Source organism: Pseudomonas sp. RL_5y_Pfl2_73 (assembly GCF_963970515.1).
Taxonomy (GTDB): Bacteria; Pseudomonadota; Gammaproteobacteria; order Pseudomonadales; family Pseudomonadaceae; genus Aquipseudomonas.
This window is the reverse complement of record NZ_CAXAPD010000036.1, coordinates 24,528-45,736: the sequence shown is the minus strand read 5'-3', so window position 1 is coordinate 45,736 and position 21,209 is coordinate 24,528. Positions and strand designations below refer to the sequence as shown.

Here is a 21,209-nt window from a genome sequence, read left to right as displayed (position 1 = left end):
CCCCGTACAGCTTCGACGTGTCGGTGTGGGAGTTCTTCTGGCCGCTGATCACCGGCGCGACCCTGGTGGTCGCCCGTCCCGACGGTCATCGCGACCCGGCCTACCTCAGCCAGTTGATCCAGCAGGAACAGGTCACGACGTTGCACTTCGTACCGTCGATGCTGCGTGCCTTTGTCGAAGAACCGAGCCTGGTCAACTGCCACAGCCTGCGCCAGGTGTTCGCCAGTGGCGAAGCCCTGCCGGTGGACCTGGTGCGACGCTTCATGGGCCGACATCCGGCGGCGCTGGTCAACCTGTATGGCCCGACCGAAGCGGCCATCGACGTCTCGGTCTGGCGTTGCTCGGCGGACGATGTGATCGTGCCGATCGGCAAACCCATCGCCAACCTGCGCTTGTACATCCTCGACGAGGCCCTGCAACCGCTGCCGATTGGCAGCATCGGCGAGCTGTACATCGGCGGCGTCGGTGTCGCCCGGGGTTACCTGAAACGCCCGGACCTGACCGAGCAACGCTTCCTCGCCAGCCCGTTCGTGGCCGGTGATCGCCTGTACCGCACCGGCGACCGTTGCCGCTTCCTGGCCGATGGCAACATCGAATACCTGGGGCGTCTCGACCATCAGGTGAAGCTGCGCGGTCAACGCATCGAACTAGGGGAAATCGACTCTGCCCTGCTGAACCTGCCAGCCATCACCGGTGCCTGCACCCTGGTCATCGACAACCGCCTGGTGGCGTTCTACAGCAGTAGCACCGCGCAACCGGACCTCGACACCCAGCTCGCGGCCGAGCTGCCGGCCTACATGGTGCCGGCCGTGTGGGTGCAGATCCCGGCCCTGCCCCTGAGCACCAACGGCAAGATCGACCGCAAGGCCCTCGCCGCCCTGCCCCTGCCGAACCCCCAGAAGGACTACGCGGCACCGCGCAACGACCTGGAACGCCTGCTTTGCCAGTTGTTCGGCGAGCTGCTCGGCGAGACCTTGACCGGCGACCGTGAAGTCGGCACTTCGGACAGTTTCTTCGCCTTGGGCGGTGACTCGATCCTCGGCCTGAAACTGATCTCGCGCTTGCGTGAACAGGGCTATTCGCTCACCCCACGGGACTTGTTCCGTTCGCCGACCCCGGCGGCCCTGGCCCATGTGACCACCGCGCTGCTGACCCAGGCCGAACAAGGTGACGTGACCGGGCCGATGCCGCTGATGCCGTTGCACCAGTGGTTCTTCGACCAGCAGCAGGTCCAGGTCGCGCACTGGAACCAATCGGTGCTGGCCGACAGCGACCGTCGCCTGGAGCCGGCCATCGTGCAAGCCACGCTGGATCGGCTGGTGGCCCACCACGACGCCCTGCGCTTGCGTTTCACCGACGTCGACGGCCAATGGCAGGCGCACATCGCGCCAGTGGCTCCGGCCCAACTGACCCGCTGCGAGCACCCGGACCAATTGCTCCACGTCGCGCAAAGCCTGGACCTGCAAGACGGCCCGCTGTTTGCCGCGGCTCTGCTGGAGGGCACGCCGCAGCGCCTGTACCTGGTGGCCCATCACCTGGTGGTCGATGCGGTGTCCTGGACGCCGCTGCTGGAAGACTTCCAACACCTGTACCCGGCACTGGAGCGTGGCGAAAACCTGACGTTGCCAGCGAAAACCACCGCCTATCGTCAATGGGCCGAGCACCTGCAAGCCCATGCCGCCAAGGTCGCTGCCGAGCATCGCTACTGGAGTGCCCAGGTCGGCGCAAACCAGCCACCCATGGCCACGGTCGCCGAGCGCCAGACCCTATCGGCCCGCTGGGACGCCAGCCGCACGCACCAATGGCTGACCGAGTCCCAGACGGCTTATCGCACGCAACCGGAAGAACTGCTGATCGCCGCCCTCGCCGCGACCCTGGCCGAGGCCGAACAGCGCAGCGACATCGTGGTGGACCTGGAGCGCCACGGACGTGACGCACCGTTTGCCGGGCTGGACGCCGGCCGCACCGTCGGCTGGTTCACCACCCTCTACCCGCTGCGGGTGAATGCCAGCGGAGCCCCTGGCGATCAGGTGCGCAACACCAAGCAAGCCTTGCGTGACGTACCTGGCCAGGGCCTCGGCTACGGCTTGCTGCGCCAGCGCGGCGAGTTGCCGGCCAGCCACGGTGATGTGCTGTTCAACTACCTAGGGCATGAGCAAACGCCAGAGGGCTGGTTGCGCGCCAGCAGCCTGACCCCGCCGCCGGACGTGGCCCCGGTGAACCGAGTGACCCACGCCCGTGAAGTGGTGGCCTGGCTGGAGGACGGTGTGTTGCGCATTGAATGGCACAGCGTCACGCCGAACGCCGACAGCCGTTTGCCCGCTCGCCTGCTGGAACGTTTGCAGGCGCTGGTCGAACACTGCCTCGACCCGCAGGCCGGTTCGCTGATGCCCGCGGACTTCCCGCTGGCCAAAGCGCTGAACCAGAAGTCCCTGGACAAACTGCTGGGCAAGCTCAAGACCAAACCCAATTCCCAAAGCTAGCGAGCGACGCGGCGCCCGCGCAGGCCTCAGACCGGCGCGGCGCCTGGATCGACTCACTTGAGTTTTCAAGACTTTGAAATGGACCAAGCAAGCATGAACAACATCGAAGACATCTACTCCCTTTCGCCGACCCAGCACGGCCTGTTGTTCCACAGCGTCTATGAACCGGATTCGCGGGTTTATTACCAGCAATTGAGCCTGGACATGAACGGCCCGCTGCAACTGAGCGCGTTTCGCGGTGCCTGGCAGGCGCTGATGCAGCGCCACGCGGTGCTGCGCAGTGCGTTTCTCTGGGAAGAACTGGACGATGCCTATCAAGTGGTGCAACAAGAAGTGGCGCTGCCCCTGACCGAACTGGACTGGCAAGACCGCCCCGAGCCACAGGCCGCGCTGGGACAGTTGGCATTGGAGCAGCGGGCGCAACCCCTGGAGCTCAATGACTCGCCGCTGATGCGCGTGTGCCTGGTGCGCCTGGCCCCCGAGCGCTGGCACCTGATCTGGACCTTCCATCACATCCTCATGGACGGCTGGAGCGTCGGCATTGCCGTCCAGGAGTGGCTGGCGCTGTACTACGAACAAGCCCATGGCCGCCCCGCCGACCTGGCGCCGACCCGCCCTTATCGGGACTACATTGCCTGGCTGGCGGAACAGGACATGGCCGCCACCGAAGGGTTCTGGCGCGAGCAGTTGCAGGACGTCAGCGAGCCGACCCCGCTGCCCACCTTCGCCGAACGCCAGGCAGCACCGACAGGAGCGCCGTTCGCCGAGCGGGAAAGTCTGCTGGCGGCCAGCGAAACCAAGCAACTGGCCCACTTCGCCCGCCAGAACGACCTGACCATCAATACGCTGATCCAGGGCGCCTGGGCGCTGCTGCTGGGCCAACACGCCGGGCGTGACGACGTGGTCTATGGCGTCACCGTCGCCGGGCGTCCGGAGAACCTGGCGGCGGTGGACAGCACCGTCGGGCTGTTCATCAATACATTGCCGTTGCGCGTGCAATGGGCTGACGAACCGACGCTGGTGACCTGGCTGCAACACTTGCAGCAAGCCAACAGCGATCTGCGTCACCACGCCTACCTGCCGCTGGGCAAGCTCAAGTCGATGACGCGCATCGCCGCCGAACAAGCGCTGTTCGACTCGATCCTGGTGTTCGAGAACTTCCCCGTCACCGACGCGCTCAATCAGGACACTGGCGGCTTGAGCTTCAGTGCCCCGAGCAGTGACCAGCAGGTCGACGGCATCACCCTGACCCAAGGCCGCAACCACTTCCCGCTGTCGCTGATCGTGGTGCCGGACAAACAACTGCACTATCTGATCAGCTACGACCGCAGTCGCTTCAGCGATGCCGAGGTCGCGGTGTTGTCGGCACAATTGCGCGCTATCCTGTTGGCGATGACGGCGCAAGCGCAGTGCCGGGTCAGCGCGCTTGAATGGCTGAGCCCTGAAGAACGCCAGCAAGTGCTCGTGCAAGGTCGCGGCGTGCAACTGCCGGTGCCCCCTGAGTGTTTGCACCAGCGCTTCGAACAACAGGTGGCCGCTCACCCAGAACACCTGGCGGTCCGCGACCGTCAGGTCGCCCTGACCTACCGCGAACTGGACCAGCAGGCCAACCGCCTCAGCCAGTACTTGCGCGCCCAGGGCATTGGCCACGACAGCGTCGTGGCACTGGCCCTGGAACGCAGCGCCGAATTCGTGATTGCCCTGCTGGCCACCCTCAAGGCCGGCGCCGCCTATCTGCCGCTGGACCTCAAGCAGCCCGCCGGGCGCCTGGCCGATGTGCTGGTTGACAGCCGCGCCGCGCTGCTGATCGGCGCGGCTGCCTCGCCCCTGCTCAAGGGCTTGGCCGAGCACACGCCGACGCTGTGGCTGACGGAACAAGCCGACGCCATCGCCTCCCAGCCAGACACGCCACCGACCGTGGCCCACAACCCGACCGACGCCGCCTACGTGATCTACACCTCGGGTTCCACTGGCACCCCCAAGGGTGTGGTGGTCGAGCACCAGTCCATCGTCGATTACCTGACGGCGGTGCACGCCGTACTCAACCCACCGCTGGCGGCCCGTTACGGTTTGCTGTCGAGCATCGCCGCCGACCTCGGCCACACTCAACTGTTCGGCGCCCTGTGCAGCGGCGCCAGCCTGTTGCTGGTGGATGAAGACAGCGGTTTCAGCCCCCTGGCGCTGGCCGAACTCTTCGAGCAACACCCGGTGGATGTGCTGAAGATCACCCCAAGCCACCTGGTCGGCCTGTTGCAGGCGCTTCCCGATGCCCGCCTGTTGCCCCGCGCCCTGCTGGTCTTCGGTGGCGACGTCCTCAGCCCGGCGCTGCTGGACCAAGTCAACCGCCTGGCGCCAGGGCTCCGGGTGTTCAACCACTATGGGCCGAGCGAAGCGACGGTCGGGGCGATTGCCACCGAGTTGCCTGCTGGCCTGCGCAGCATTGCCCTCGGCCGGCCGCTGCCGAACCGTCAACTGCAAGTAGTCGATGCCAACGGTCGCCTGGTGCCCACCGGGGTGTCCGGTGAGCTGCTGATCAACGGCGCCCTGGCCCGGGGTTACCTGCACCGCCCGGACCTGACCGCCGAACGCTTCCACCTCGACGCGGATCAGCAACGCTGGTACCGCACCGGCGACCGCGTACGTTGGCAAGTGGACGGCCAATTGGCATTCCTTGGTCGGGTCGACAGCCAGGTCAAGATCCGTGGTAATCGCCTGGAGCTGGGCGAAGTCGAGGTGCAGCTCAAGCGCCTGTCGCCGCTGATCGAACAGGCGCTGGTCCGCGCCGTGGAACTGGACGGCAGCCTGCGCCTGGTGGCCTACCTGGTCGCCAGCCAGTCGCTGTCCGCCACGAAACTGCGTAACGACCTCGCGGCGCGCGTGCCGGACTACATGGTGCCGGCGCACTTCATCACCCTCGACGAACTGCCCCTGACCCGTAACGGCAAGGTCGATGTCCAGCGCTTGGCGCTCCCGCAAAAACCCACGGACGACAGCGCCACCCACGTTGCCCCACGCAATGAAGTCGAAGCGCAACTGGCCGCCATCTGGCAAGACGTCCTGAAGCTTGAACGTGTCGGCGTGCATGACAACTTCTTCGCCTTGGGCGGCGACTCGATCATCAACTTGCAGATCATCGCCCGCGCCAACCAACAAGGACTGAAACTCACGCCCCGCCAGCTCTTCGAAAATCGCACCATTGCCGATATCGCCCGGGTGCTGGGCGCCGATGCCAGCCAGGGCGAGGCACAAGACATTGCCGATGGCTATGAACTGCCGCTGGCCGCCGGGCAGCTGGCCCGCTTGCAACAAGGGCCATTGCACGCGACATGGCGTTGCGTGGCGCTGACCCAGGCAATCGATAGCGAGCTGCTGAGCCAGGCCATCGCCGCTTTGCAGCAACACCACCAGGCCTTGCGCCTGGCGCTCAAGGCCCTGCCGGAGGGCGAGTGGCAGCAACGGGTGCTGGTCGCGGCCAAGGCCCCAGTCATCACCACCGAGACACTTGAAGCCTGCGCCCCGGCGCAACTGCAAGCCCTGGCCCAGGCCGGTGTCGATGCGCTGGACTTGGACGTCGGCCAAACCCTGCACGCCAGCTTGCTGGAGGTAAACGGCAAACATTCGCTGCTGCTGGCCACTCATCCACTGTGCCTGGACGAAGCCTCCTGGTCGCTGCTGCTGACCGACCTCAACCTGGCCTTGGCGCAACTGCGCTATCAGCGACCGGTGCGCCTGTCCTACACCGGCGGCGACTTCACCCAGTGGACGCGGCACCAACAGGATCACGCACAGGGTGATGCCCTGGACGACGCCTGGGAACATTGGCTGCAATACGCAGGCCTGGAACCGCTGCAACTGCCTGGCAACCAGCAGCCGGCCAGCGTGATCGAACAGCCCCTGACGGCGGCCACCTCAGGTGAACTCAAGCGCCTGGGCGAAGTGCTGCAACTGGACTGGAACAGCCTGTTGGCCGCTGCCGTGGCCGAACAGTGCCGTGAACTGTGCGGCAACGGCCTGATCGCGCTGAGCGTGCACGGCGCCCGACCGAGTGTCGAGCGCTTGCCGGTCGCGGCACCCATTGCCGTGGCCGACCTCGACCCGGCACGCATCGTGGGGCCGTTGGCACTGGCGGTGCCGTATTTCCTCCAGCCCGAAGGCGACAGCCTGCTGCAACGCTTGCAGGCACTGGCCGCGCAGATGCGTGCCTACCCGCAACACGGCGTCGACTATGGCGCCTTGCGCTACCTGTCGGACAATACCTACCTGCAAGAACCGCTGCGCGACCTGCCGGCAGCCTCGGTCGCCATTCGCTGGCTGGGCAACCTCGACAGCCATCGCGAAGCGCGCGGCATTCTGGCCCAGGTCGAAGCCGCAAGCCCGTCGGCAGCTTCGTCTTGCCCTCTGACCCTGGACGCCTGGTGGCAGGATGATTGCCTGCACCTGCGCAGCCAGGGCAGCCTCGCCGCCGACTGGGCACCGCGCCTAGCACAACGCTTGAGCGAACTCGCCGGACTGACCGCCACACCGGACCTGCGCCCCGCCAGCCAAGCATTCGCGCTGTGCCACAAGCAAGCGGCGACCCTGGCGGCCGAGCCGCTGGACTGGCTGAACATAGAAGACGTCTATCCGCTGTCGTCGATGCAACAGGGCATGCTCCTGCACACCTTGTTGCAGCCCCACAGCGGCATCTACCTGATGCAACAACGCTACAGCTGGGACGGGGTATTGCAACGCCCGGCGATGGAAGCCGCATGGCAGCTGTTCCTCGAGCGCCATCCGATGATGCGGACCGCCTTCTGGTGGCAGGACGACCATGAACCGTTGCAATGCGTGTACCGCCAAACCCACCGGGCATTCGACTGGCAGGACCTGCGCCACCTCGACGAAGAACAGCAGCGCCTGGCCATGGACCAGGCCCTCGAAGCGCAACGCCTGCAAGGTTTCGACATGGCCGGTGCGCCACTGACGCACCTGCGGGTGTTCCAGCTCGACGAGCGACGCTTCGCCGTGGTGCGCAGCTTCCACCACATCCTGACCGACGCCTGGTGCTTCGGCCTGCTCATGGAAGACCTGCTGGCGATCTACCAGGCCATCGTGCGCCAGGAGCCGGTGGCCCGTCCGCGCTTGCGCTCGTTCCGCGCCTACATGAACTGGCTGGAACGCCATGACATGGCCGCCGCACACGCGTTCTGGCAGGCCGAAATGGCCGGTTTCAGCGAGCCGACGCCACTGCATGTGGACAGCCCCGTGGCCGGCCCGGAACAGGCACCGGAACAGGTCGGCGACTTCGACCAGACCCTGAGCATCGCCCAGACCCAACGTCTGCAGCAGCTGTGCCAGCAATACCAACTGACCCCCAACACCTGGATCCAGGGCGCCTGGGCGCTATTGCTGTCGCGCTACAGCGGCAACCGAGACGTGCTGTTCGGCGTGACCGTCGCCGGCCGCCCGACTGACCTCGCCGGTGTAGAAGAAATGGTCGGGCTGTTCATCAACAGCTTGCCACTGCGCATCGATGTCGACCCAGAAGCGCCAGTGGCCGACTGGCTGCAAGCGCTGCTGTCCCACAACGCGCAATTGCGCGAACACGAAAGCGCGTCGCTGGTGGACATTCAGCGTTGCAGCCAAGTGCCGCGCGGCCAGCAGCTGTTCGACAGCCTGGTGGTGTTCGAGAACGCGCCACTGGACATCAACAGCGTGCAACTGGATGCCTTCAGCATCGACATCTACGAAGACCGGGTCCACACCAACTTCCCGATGACGGTGGTGTTGTACCCCGGCGACCGCCTGGGCATTCGTCTGTCCTACGACAGCATGCGTTTGAGCACTGACACCGTGCAGCGCATGCTCGGGCATCTGGTGCAGCTGCTTTCGGGCATGCTGGAGACACCGCAGGCACCCCTGGGCAGCCTGCACATGCTGCCCGAGGCGGAACGCCGGCAATTGCAGATCGACTGCAACCACAGCGGCGCCGAGTTCCCACTGGAGCGCGGCTATGCGTCGTTGTTCGCCGAACAAGTGCGCAGCCGCCCGCAGCATCTGGCCGCCGTATGCCAGGGACAATCGCTGACCTACGCCGAACTGGATCGCCGCGCCAACAGCATCGCCCATGCGCTGCAAGCTGCCGGTGCCGGCCCGGAAACCCTCGTGGCGCTGTTTGCTGAGCGGGGCCTGGCCTTGCTGACGATGATGATCGCCACGCTCAAGGTCGGCGCCGCGTTCCAGGCGTTGGATATCCAACAGCCTCACGCACGCCTGGCGGAGCTGCTGGACCTGGGCGAAGCGCCGCTGTTGCTGGTGTGCGAGCACGCGACCTCAGCACTGGACAACGCCCTGCCGCAGATGCGCCAGCAACCCACCTGCCTGATCGCCCAGGCACTCTGGCAAGGCCGCGAACAGCCGCCGGTCAGCTATGCGCACAACCCGGATCAACTGGCCTACGTGATCTTCACCTCCGGTTCCACCGGCACACCCAAAGGCGTGATGGTCGAACAACGCGGGATGCTCAACAACATGTTCGGCAAAGTCCCGAGCCTGGGCCTGGGTGAGCACGACCGTATTGCCCAGACGGCTTCGGCGGCGTTCGATATCAGCGTGTGGCAGTTCCTCGCCGCACCGCTGTTCGGCGCCACCGTGCACATTCTTCCCGACGCCCAGGCCCACGACCCGGTGGCCTTGCTCGATGCGGTTCAAGAACAGCAACTGACACTGCTGGAAACCGTGCCGGCGCTGATTCGCGGCATGCTCCAGGAAAGCCAGGCGCACCACAGCCTGGCGAGCCTGCGCTGGCTCCTGCCCACCGGCGAAGCATTGCCACCGGCCCTGGCACGGGACTGGTTCACACGCTTCCCGGCCACCCCCTTGATGAACGCCTACGGACCCGCCGAATGCTCGGACGACGTCGCCTTCTACCCCATCACCCAAGCCCCGGCCGACGACTGCCTGCACATGCCCATCGGCAAGCCAACCGCCAATAACCAGCTGTTCGTCCTCGACTCGGCGCTGCGCATGGTCCCCATCGGCGTACCCGGCGAGTTGTGCATTGGCGGTGTCGGCGTAGGTCGCGGCTACCTGCGCGACCCGCAACGCACCCGCGAAGCCTTTGTCCCGCACCCGTTCCAGGCCGATGCGCGTCTGTATCGCAGCGGTGACATCGGCCGGATGCGCGCCGACGGCGTGATCGAATACCTCGGCCGTCGCGACCAGCAAGTGAAAATTCGTGGCCACCGCATCGAATTGGGCGAGATCGAAAACCGCCTGATGCACCACCCTGCGGTGGACAGCGCGGCGGTGCTGGCGCTGCCCGACGCCCGCGGTGCGTTGCAACTGGTGGCCTGGTATGTGCTCGACGACGCGGCCAACCTGGGCGGCGAGCCCGCGCAACAGGTGTTGGGCGCTTACCTGGGTCAGCAACTGGCCAGCTACATGGTGCCGGCCCGTTGGCTGGCCCTTGCGCAATTGCCGCTGAGCGCCAATGGCAAGGTCGACCGTCGTGCCCTCGCCGCCCAGGGTGTACCCCAGGACGAGACAGCGCAGGCGCAATGCATCGCACCGCGTACGCCAACCGAGAAAGTACTCGCCGAACTCTGGCAGGAAATCCTCGGCCTGGACGACGTCGGTGTGCATGACGACTTCTTCGCCATCGGCGGTCACTCGCTGCTGGCCACCCAGGTGTTGTCGCGGATTCGTCGACGGTTAAACGTGAACCTGCCACTGCGCACGCTGTTCGAGCGTGGCACCCTCGAACAATTGGCCGAAGCGGTCGATCAGCAACGCGATGCCCAGAGCGAAGCCGACGGCGACAGCGAGATGGCCCTGGCGCCGCGCAACCAGCCGTTGCCGCTGTCCTACAGCCAGCAACGGTTATGGTTCCTGGATCGCTTCGAAGGCCCCAGCGCCGCCTACAACATGACCACCACCGTCAGGCTGCGTGGCGCGCTGGACATCGCGGCGCTGCAAGCGGCGTTGCAGGCAGTCTTCGAACGCCATGAATCCTTGCGCACGGCGTTCCACCTCCACGGCGACCAGCCTTGCCAGGTCATCAGCCCGGCTCCTGTGGTGGACTTGACGCCGACCGAGCTGAGTCAACTCGACAGCGACGAACAGGCGCAAACCCTGCAACGCCTGATCGATGAACAGGCCGCACGCCCGTTCGATCTGCAACAGGCACCGATGCTGCGCGCCAACCTGCTGCGCCTGGGCACCGATGATCATGTGCTGCAACTGGTACTGCATCACATCGCCACCGACGCCTGGTCCATGGGCATCCTGATGCAGGAGCTGATTGTCGGGTACCAGGCCCGCACCAGCGGCTCGACACCGGTGCTGCCGGTGTTGCCGATCCAGTTCGCCGACTATGCCTACTGGCAACGCAGCCAAGCGCAACAACGCCTGCTGGCACGGGCCATCGACTACTGGCGCCGCCAGCTCGACGGCGCGCCCACGCTGATCCCGCTGCCGCTTGACCAGCCACGCCCGGCGCGCCCCAACTACCAGGGTGCGGCGCTGGAGCAACGCTTCAGCGCGGCCCAGACGCAGGTGCTCAAGGCCTATGCGCAACAGCAACGGGCGACGCTGTTCATGGTCCTGCTCAATGCCTTCAACAGCCTGTTGCAGCGGGCCACCGGGGCCAACGATTTTATCGTCGGCACCGACCTGGCCAACCGCGAGCATCCGGCCCTGGAACATCTCATCGGCTTCTTCGTCAACGTGTTGCCGATCCGTGCCCGCCTGAGCGACGGCGAAACCTTTGACGTGCGCCTGCAACGCTTGCGCGAGGATTGCCTGTCGGCGTTCCAGCACCAGCAAGTGCCGTTCGACAAACTGGTCGAGGAGTTGCAGCCGCCGCGTACGCCGGGGGTCAACCCACTGGTCCAGGTGCTGTTCGTCATGCAGAACACCCCCAGCGGTAATGCCAGCCTGCCGGACCTTGAAGTGGAACACTTGGTATCGCCCCAGGAGAGCAGCAAGTTCGACCTCGCCGTGTTTGTCGAAGAGGACGAAAAACAAGGCCTCAACGTGCGCTGGGTATATCGCACCAGCGTGTTGCAGGCGCAGACCATCCAGCGCCTCGAACAAGGCTTCGAGAGCCTGCTGGAGCAGATCGTCTCGGTAGCAGACCGGGCGCTGGAGCAGTGGTCGTGGCGCCTTGAGGGCGGCAACGCCAGCGCGCCGTCCCAGGCGGATTCGTCGCTCGACGAGGCCTCGGCCCGCAGCGCACGCAAACAGTCGAAACTGAGCAAGCTCAAGCAGACTCGTGCAACCGCCGTGAGCCAGGTGGCCCACGAGCAGGTCCGTACCCGCACCCTCAACGCCGGGCAAGCCTTGCCGTTGGTGATCGAGCCGCTGCTCGGCGACCTGGACCCGGTGCACTGGGCGCTGCAAGCCCGGGAATGGATCAATGCTCAGCTTCTGACCCACGGTGGCCTGCTGTTCCGGGGTTTCAACCTGCCAGACGCTGGCGCTTTCGAACACTTCGCCCAGGCCATCGAACCCGACCTCTACGGGACCTACGGTGACCTGCCGAAAAACACCTCGGGCAAGAACATCTACCACTCCACGCCGTACCCGGAACAGCACATGATTCTCTTCCACAACGAGAGCTCCCATCTGCCGCAGTGGCCACGCAAGCAATGGTTCTATTGCGAAACGCCAGCACCGCGCGGCGGCTGCACGCCCATCGTCGATTGCCGGCAGGTGTTGGCGCGCTTGCCCGAGGACATCGTCGCTCGCTTCAAGGCCCTGGGGCTGCTGTATGTGCGGCACTTCACCGACAAGCTGGATGTGCGCTGGCAGGACTTTTTCAAGACCGAACAGCGCGAGCAAGTCGAGCGCCAATGCCTGGCGTCGGGCATGCGCTGGGAATGGCTGGGGGCCGACAACCTGCGGATCGCCCAGCATTGCCCGGCCATCGTCGAGCATCCCGAGACCTTGGAGCTGTCGTTCTTCAACCAGGTGCAACTGCACCACACCGCCTGCCTGGATCCGGAAGTGCGCAGCAACCTGATCAGCCTGTTCGGCCCCGGGCACCTGCCCCGCAACGTGTACTACGGCGACGGCAGCGTGATCGAAGACGCGGTGATGCAGCTGATCGGCGAGGCATACGAAGACTGCGCGGTACGTTTCAGTTGGCAAAAGGGTGACATGGTGATGCTGGATAATATGTTAGTGGCCCACGCCCGGGACCCCTTCGAGGGCGAGCGCAAGATCTGTGTCGCCATGGGCCAGATGATGCGTCGCGAACAATTGACCGGGCTACTGCCCGAAGCACAGCCGGCGCTGGCTACGGAGGTGCAGGCATGAGCGCCTTCGAAAAACGTGAGGAAGCCTTCGCCCTCTCGCCCCAACAACGCAGCCAGTGGTTGGCGGGGTTGCCAGCGACGCGCCTGGAACTGGAAATAAATGGCCCGTTGGCCCTGGAGCGTCTGCACCAACGGCTCGTCGCCCTGAGCGCTTGCCACGAGGCCCTGCGCCTGCGGGTGCAGCCTGAGCCGGGCCTGCTGTTGCCGTTGCAGAAGGTTGAGTCCACCGTCATGGCCGCGGACGCCATCAGCGTCGAGGTGCAAGCGGTCGGCGCCAATCGCCACCGGGTGACACTGCAACTGCCGGCGCTGAGCGCCGATCGCGGGACCTTGCTGCGCCTGGTACAGGCATTGGGCTCGACGGATGCGCCATCGGTGGATGACGAGGCCATGACCTATACCCAGTACAGTGCCTGGCTCTACGAATTACAGGCCGATGAAGACGCCGAGCTGGGTCGGCGCTTCTGGGCCAGCCAGGCCCTGGACGAGCCCGCCGCCAGCGAATTGCTCTACCGTCAGGTACGCAGCGACCGCCCCGACACCTCGGTCACCACTCGCCTGAGTATCGCCCCGCAGTTGAGCACGACCCTGGACAGCTTTTGCCAGCGTCACGACGCATCGTCCGAGCAAGTCTTGATGGCGGCCTGGGGCGTGCTGTTGCAGCGCCTGAGTACCGGCGACAGTCCGGCACTGACCTTGAACTGGGTCCACGATTGCCGCGACGACTATGAAGAACTCGCCGACTGCTGGGGCTTGTTCGCCAAGCCCATGCCCCTGCGCTGGCAACCGGCGGCTGACAGCCATTTTGCCCAGGCGCTGGCGAACCTGCAGGAGCTCTGCGAGCAAGCCACGCAATGGCAGGAATACTGCGGCGTCAGCGCGGCACTGCCGGCCGACGCCTCGCAGTACGGTTTCCAGTGGGGTGGGCAGTTACCCGATCGGCTCGACACCTTGGGCAGCTTGGCCTCGACGCTCACCGTGCTGGACGCACAGGCCATCCCTGCGGGCATGGAGCTGCTGCTGGTGGCCGAAACCACCGCTGGCGGCTATCGCCTGAACCTCTGCCACCTGCCGAGCCGCTACAGCGAGCAAGCCGCCCAGGTCTTGCTGGAGCAGTTCCAATCACTGCTGCTCGATGCGCTCGCCAATCCCGGCAAGGCTCTGGCCGAGCTGTCATTGCAGTCGCCGAGTTTCAGCGCGACGCTGGCCGCCCTTCAGGCGCCAGTCGACGTCGCGGCGTTGCCATTTTCCAGCGTACCGGCGAGCTTCGATGCGTGTGCCGCGCAGTTCCCCGCGCACTTGGCCCTGCGCGACCACAGTGGGCAACTGAGCTACGCCCAATTGCAGGCCCGCAGCACCCAACTGGCGCGTTACCTGCGCGCTCAAGGCGTGGGTCGCGAAGACCGCGTGGCCTTGTACCTGGATCGCTCGTCGCAGATGATCCTGGCCATGCTCGCCGTGCTCAAGAGCGGCGCGGCGTTCGTCCCCCTGGACGTACATCAACCGGCACAGCGCTCCCTGGCCATCCTGCAACAGGCGCAGCCGGTCTTCGTCCTGAATGGTTCGGCCGGCAGCGCCCCCGCGTTGCCCGGCATCGGCAGCCTCGACCTGCGTGATGAAGCGACCTGGCAGCAAGCAACCGTCCCGGCAATCGACGTCGAGATCCAAGCTCAGGACGCGGCTTATGTGCTGTTCACTTCCGGCAGCACCGGCACGCCCAAAGGCGTCATCGTCGAGCATCGGCAGCTCGCCAGTTATGTCGCCAGCGTGTCCCGCCGCCTGGCGTTGGCGCCCGGCGAACGCAGCGCGGTGGTTACATCCCTGGCGGCCGACCTGGGCTACACGTTGCTGTTTCCGGCACTGCTCAGCGGCGGCGAATTGCACCTGCTGGACAAGGACACGGCCATGGACGCCCAGGCCTGGACTGCCCGGCAGGCGCAACACCCGGTCGACCACCTGAAGATCGTGCCATCGTTGCTCGACGCCTGGTTGATTCACGCCCAAAGCGCTGCCGTGCTGCCACGCAAGCAATTGATCCTCGGTGGCGAAAGCTGTTCGCGGCGCCTGTTGCAAAGCATTCGCGGCCTCGCACCGACGCTGGCGGTCTTCAACCATTACGGCCCGACCGAAACCACCGTTGGCGTGGTGATGCACAAAGCCGAGCCAGCCATGGATTATCGCCGCCTGCCCCTCAGCGACCGCCTCGACGGCATGCGCCTGTACCTGCTCGACGAGCAGCAAGCGCTGGCCGCCCCCGGACAAAGCGCCGAGCTGTACATCGCCGGCCCGCAACTGACCCGCGGTTACCTGGACCCGCAACAAAGCGCCGGGCGGTTTATCGAACTGGCGCAACTGCCTGGCGAACGCCTCTATCGCACCGGTGACCTGGCCCGCTATCGCCATGACGGCAGCCTGGAGATCACCGGACGCGCAGACCGTCAGGTGAAAATCCGTGGTTTCCGTGTGGAACTCGACGAGATCCAGGCGCAACTGAACGGCCTTCCGGGTGTCGCCCAGGCTGCAGTGGAATGCATCCCCCGCGGCGAGCTCGGCCAACAACTGTTCGCCTTCATGACCCTGGCGCCCGGGCATTCGACCACCGTCGCCAGGCTGCACGGCCAGGCCCAGGATTGCTTGCCGGACTACATGCTTCCCACCCTGCGGATCGTTGACGCACTGCCACTGATGGGCAACGGCAAGCTCGACCGCAAGACCCTGCAGCAATGGGCCGATAAAGTCCTCGACACGGTCGGCAGCGCCTTGCCGCGCACACCGCTGGAAGCGCTGCTCGCCGACGTCTGGGCACAGGTGCTGGGCCTGGAGCGGGTGGGCATCGACGATGACTTCTTCGAGCTGGGCGGGCACTCCCTGGCAGCAGTGACCCTTGCCAGTCGCTTACAGACCGCGCTGTCGGCACCGGTGACGGTCAATGCGGTGTTCAACGCCCCGAGCGTCTCGGCGTTTGCGGCGCTGGTACAGGCCGAGCTCAAGCTCTCGCCGCTGGTTCGGCTGTCGGCCCCCAACACCGTTGAAGCCGCCAACCTGTTCTGCTTCCACCCCTCCACCGGCCACGTGCAGGATTACCGCACGCTGCTGGCGCCGCTTTCGGGCTGGCATCTGTGGGGCTTGCAGGCGGCGTACCTGAGCGACGACAGCGCAGCGCTGGGCGGCGACATCGAGAGCCTCGGCGCGCTTTATGTCGAGCAACTGCGCCAGCAGCAACCACAGGGCCCTTATCACCTGCTGGGTTTCTCCCTCGGCGGCCTGCTCGCGATTGCCGCGGCCGCTCGCCTGGAAAGCCAGGGCGAAGAAGTGGCGTTTCTCGGTATCATTGACTCGCAATACCAGCATCAGGCGTCGGAAAACAGTGTCGAAGCACTGCTGGAATCGGCTTCCCAAGCACTGACACCGGACAGCCAGATTGTGTTGCGTCAGTTGCCGCCGCCGATCATGGCTGCGTTGCTGGCGCAACTGGAGGCCCTGCCCCCTGCAGCACGCCTGCCGGAACTGGTCCAGTGGGCACGGCAACAAGGCCTGCAACTCGATGGCGACAGTTGGGAGCATTTGCAAACACGGCTGCACTACCAGCAGCATACGCAGCATCTGCTGGCGACGTTCAAACCTGCCCGGCTAAACGGCCCGGTGCATGTCTGGTGGGCCAGCGACACCCTGGCCCAGGCTGACTTCGCCGACCCACATTGGGAACGCCTGAGCAGCGGGCCATTGACCCGCGAGGTCATTGCAGCACAACACCTCACCATCCTTGAGCAACGCGCCTTGCATGAACAACTGGCGGCGCGCCTCACGGCCATTGCTACACACGGAGCGGTTTGAAATGGATCTGTTGTTACTCATGGCTAAACGCTCATGGCGCGCACTGCTGGTGGCGACCTTGACGGGGCTGACCTGCGGCCTCGCAGCGGCCGGCCTGATCGCCAACATCAACCACAGCCTGGAGGTGTTCGATAAGCTGCGCCCGGTGGACGGCCTGCTCTTCGCCGGCCTGGTGGTGTTGGTCGCCGTGTCGCGGATAATCTCCGACATCAGCCTGCTGCGCCTGGGCCAGGCCGCGGTCAACGACATGCGCCTGCACCTGAGCGCCAAGCTGATCGACACGCCCTACGCGCAATTGCAGCGTCTGGGCAAACATCGCCTGTTGGCGATGCTCACCGACGATACGCAAACCATCAGCCAAGCGGTGGAGTTGGTGCCGATTCTGCTGGTCAACGTCGGGATCATCGTCGCGTGCCTTGGCTACCTGGGCTGGCTCAGCATGCCGCTGCTGGGCCTGACGCTGCTGCTGATCGCCCTGGGCAGCCTGAGCTTTCACTGGCCGCAACGGCGAGCACTGACCTCGATTTCCCGCGCTCGCGAGCTCAAGGACCAGTTGTTCAATCAATACCGCCTGCTCACCGATGGCAGCAAGGAACTGCAACTCAACCATCCGCGCCGGCAGCACTTCTTCACCCGTCTGCTAATACCGGTGAGCCAGCAATATCGCCGCGATTTTGTACGGGGCATGAGCATCTACGCCCTGGTCCTGAACTGGGGCAATGCGGTGTTCTACATGCTGATTGGCGTGGTGCTGTTCGCCGCGCCGCATTTCATCGAGCTGGGCGTAAGCCTGGTCACCGGCTATATCCTGGCGATCCTCTACATGATCACGCCGCTGTCGGAGCTGATGCACGCCTTGCCGACCCTCGGCCGGGCCAGCGTGGCCCTGAACAAGATCCGCGCCCTGGAAGGCCAGATGCAAACCGCCGACGAGGCCCTCGACACGATCTCGCCGACCCAGGTACGCAGCCTGGTGTGCCGCCAGGTCACCCACACCTATTACCGCGAGCGCGAGGACGGTCATTTCACCCTGGGCCCTATCGACCTCACCCTCAATGCCGGCGAAGTGGTGTTCATCACCGGTGGCAACGGCAGCGGCAAGACCACCCTGGCCTTGTTGCTGACCGGACTGTACCGGCCGGAAAGCGGCGACATCATGCTCGACGAGCAAGTGTCCTCGAGCAATGACAACCACCATTACCGGCAACACTTCTCGGCGATCTTCACCGACTTCTGCCTGTTCGAAAACCTGTTCGATGGCGACGATCCGTACCTGGTGAAACAGGCGCAGGACTACCTGGTGCACTTGCAACTGGACCACAAGGTGAACATCGAGGAAGGCAAGCTGACGACGCTGGCGCTGTCCACCGGGCAACGCAAGCGCCTGGCGCTGCTCAGTGCGTACCTGGATGACCGTCCCTGCTACTTGTTCGACGAATGGGCCGCCGACCAGGACCCGGTGTTCAAGCACTTTTTCTACACCCGGATCCTGCCGGACCTGCGCGAGCGCGGCAAACTGCTGATCGTCATCTCCCATGACGACGCCTACTTCGGTTTGGCCGACCGGTTGATCCGCATTGAACATGGCAAGCTTAGCGAAGTTGCCCCGCAGGCTGATACCGAGTCCCTGGCGCAAATGATGTCTTGAGGAAGACCTGGACATTGTGGGGAATGCTGTTCACTTACGGCGCTTCTTTCAGAAATGGAAAGCGTCGTTTTTTTGAAAAAGCTACTCACCTTTTTTCCGGACGGATGGTGTGTATATCCGTTGCTGCGGTAACGGATATGTACCCAATCCAGTCCAACCCACCCCAAAAGAAAACGACTCTCTCCCCCCTACTCATAGATGTAATGCAGATAGCTCACCTGCTCCGCCACCGGCAGGCGGTGCAGCTTGGGGCAGGATTCACAGAGCACGGGCGGTTGGCCCTCGACCGGCTCATGCAACTGGTAATGCAGGCAGCAATGCCGGCGCAGGGGCAAGCACGGGCAAATCTGCGGCGCCGGTGATTCAACCATGCGTTGCAGGCCCCGCAGCTTCAAGCGGCCGTTGTTCACCGTGACCTGTTCCAGCCACTGGTGCGCCTCGGCGAAGCCCTCCCTGGACAGGTCGGGGTCCATCCTGGCGAACGCGCCGTCCCAGATCGCGACGAAGTTGCCCCACAATATTTTCGGAGCCAGGCCACCGGCGGCGGCCAAGGTGCTGAACAGCGGCGCCAGGTGCTCGTGGATCAATCGCGACCAGTACTTGGCACGATCATCCGCGCCCAAAGCCGACAGCCCGGTGGCCAGGCCCAGCGCTGCAGGTTGACCGTCGTCATGCAACAGCAGCGCATCCTCGCCCCAGAACTCGATGGCGCAGCGACGCGTCAGCACACAGGCCAGGGTGGCCGGCAGGACAATGCTCATGTAGTTCATCGACCACTGCGATACCACCGCGGCACGGTTCACCCCCGGGTAACGCAGGGCAAACCGACTCAGCAAGGGTTGCAGTACAGCAGGGTCGGCAAGCTGGCTCAACGCAATGGCAGGCTGGTCGCCAGGCGCCTGCCGGATAACCCGCTGTATCGGCGGCCAGGCCTGGTTAAGCCATTCTGGAAATTCGATAACAGGGCTCCCTTGGCTTTCCCTAATTAATGCAAACGATTAGCATTGGCTGATCCTATCCTCCCGCCCCTGCAAACTCAACGTCGTTAGCGACCAGGCTTACCAAGACCACATGCACACACTTCGCAATTTCTGGCGTCTCGCGCGGCCTTTCTGGGCCTCCGAGGAAAAGTACCCGGCCCTGTTGCTGCTGTTGGCCACCGTGCTGATGACCTTGTGTCTGGTCGGCGTGAATATCCTCACCAATTTCTGGAACCTGCATTTCTATAACGCCTTGCAGGCCCTGGACTACCACGGCTTCCTGGTGGGCAGCCTGCAATTCATCCTGCTGCAGATCGGCACGGCCGCCTTTACCGTAGGCGCATTCCACTTCCAGCAGAAGTTGACCATCCGCTGGCGGCGCTGGGCGACCCGCAACATGCTCGATCAATGGCTGGGCAGCCAGCGCTACCAGAAGCTGAAGCTGACCGAGACCGACGTCGACAACCCCGATCAGCGGATCGCCGAAGACATCGACCTGTTTATCGTCAAGTCGCTCAAGTTGAGCCTGGGCCTATTGACGTCGGTGGTGTCGCTGTTTTCCTTCCTGCATATCCTCTGGCAGGCCTCCAGCCTCGTCAGCGTGCCGTTCAACGACCAATCGGTGGTCATTCCGGGGCTGCTGGTGTGGGTCGCCCTGGTGTATGCACTGCTGGGCACCGGCCTGGCCTTCTGGCTAGGACGCGCCCTGCCCAGCCTCAATTTCATGCAGCAGCGACGTGAGGCGGACTTTCGTTTCTCGCTCATCCGCCTGCGGGAGAACGCTGATTCGGTGGCGCAATACCGAGGCGAAGTCGTGGAGAACGAACGCTTCAACCATCGCCTGGAGGCGGCGCTGGAGAATTTCTGGGCGCTGGTGAAGAAACAGAAGCTGATCATGGGCTACTCAACCTTCTACTTGCGCAGCGCGACGGTCATCCCGATGTTCATCATGGCGCCGCAGTTCTTTGCCGGCGCCTTTCCCCTCGGCCGTCTGACCCAGATAAGCGCGGCATTCGGCGAAGTACACGCGGCCATCGCCTACCTGGTGAGCGTGTTCCCGGAGCTGTCGGAATGGAAGTCGGTGATCGACCGGCTGGTCGGCTTCCAGGAGCGCCTGGATAACGTCGAGGTCAAGTCCCAGGTCCGGCATGAACAGCAGGCCAGCGGCCTCGACATCAAGGACCTGGACATCTGGTTGCCGAACGGGCGGCCGTTGTTCAAAGGCTTCAACCTTTCTCTCAAGCCCGGCGATAGCCTGATGATCAGCGCGCCGTCCGGCTACGGCAAATCGACGCTGATCCGCACGATTACCGGGCTTTGGCAGCACGCTCGCGGCTCAAGTTGTTATGACCGTGAGCGCGCCCTGACACTTTCGCAAAAACCCTACCTGCCGTTGGGCAGCCTGCGCGAGGCGCTTTGGTACCCCACACCGCCCCGCCGCGAAGAAGATGCGGCGCTGCGCCAGATTATGGAGAAAGTCGGCCTGCAACACCTGGCCGATCAGTTGGAGCAGGAACGGGACTGGGCGCAGACCCTCAGCGTCGGCGAACAGCAACGCTGTGCATTCGTCAGGGCCCTGCTGGCCCGCCCTGCGGTGCTGTTTCTCGACGAGAGCAGCTCGGCGCTGGATGCAGCAAACGAAGCGCGCTGCTATCAACTGCTCAAGCAAACGCTGCCGGACACGATCCTGATCAGTGTCGGGCACAGCGCCTCCCTCGAGCACTTCCATTGGCAAGTCCTTGAATTGCAAGACGAGGCGCAGTGGGTGCATCGCAAGGTCAGGCAAGCGGTGTAAAAGCGTAAAAGCGAGGAGCGTAGGAGCTGTCGAGTGCAACGAGGCTGCGGTCTTTCCAAGGTCAATTGAGTCGAGAGCAAAAGACCAAGACCCAGACCAAAACCAAGATCGCACACTTCCCCAACGCCTACAGCCTCCAACGAGCACAAGCGCCTCCCTGCGCCACACAAC

6 protein-coding genes are annotated in these 21,209 nt (G+C 64.5%); 5 read left to right on the top strand and 1 reads right to left on the bottom strand.

The features are described from left to right. The 4 genes from AACY42_RS25195 to AACY42_RS25180 form a co-directional block, all read left to right on the top strand. A partial coding sequence (locus AACY42_RS25195) for a condensation domain-containing protein (RefSeq protein ID WP_339483048.1) occupies positions 1-2,483 on the top strand: 2,483 nt, incomplete at its 5' end. Positions 2,484-2,576: 93 nt separating this feature from the next. Continuing rightward, positions 2,577-12,782, top strand: a complete 10,206-nt coding sequence (locus AACY42_RS25190; RefSeq protein WP_339483047.1) for a non-ribosomal peptide synthetase — start codon at positions 2,577-2,579, stop codon at positions 12,780-12,782. After that, positions 12,779-16,615 carry a non-ribosomal peptide synthetase gene (locus tag AACY42_RS25185; RefSeq protein WP_339483046.1) on the top strand — a complete coding sequence of 1,279 codons (3,837 nt, stop codon included), beginning with the start codon at positions 12,779-12,781 and terminating at the stop codon, positions 16,613-16,615. The genes AACY42_RS25190 and AACY42_RS25185 overlap by 4 nt, the downstream gene beginning before the upstream one ends. Before the next feature lies 1 nt (position 16,616). Next, complete coding sequence (locus tag AACY42_RS25180) at positions 16,617-18,263, top strand: cyclic peptide export ABC transporter (protein ID WP_339483045.1); 1,647 nt, start codon at positions 16,617-16,619, stop codon at positions 18,261-18,263. Positions 18,264-18,451: 188 nt separating this feature from the next. Here the strand turns inward: AACY42_RS25180 and fhuF are convergent, their stop codons facing one another. Further along, on the bottom strand, positions 18,452-19,135 hold the full coding sequence (fhuF, locus tag AACY42_RS25175; protein ID WP_339483044.1) for a siderophore-iron reductase FhuF: 684 nt from the start codon (positions 19,133-19,135) through the stop codon (positions 18,452-18,454). Positions 19,136-19,334: 199 nt separating this feature from the next. Here fhuF and AACY42_RS25170 point away from each other — a divergent pair, with 199 nt between their 5' ends. Continuing rightward, positions 19,335-21,038 (top strand): ABC transporter ATP-binding protein/permease, encoded by a 1,704-nt coding sequence (locus AACY42_RS25170; protein WP_339483043.1) that lies wholly within the window; start codon positions 19,335-19,337, stop codon positions 21,036-21,038. The last annotated feature ends 171 nt before the right edge of the window (positions 21,039-21,209 follow it).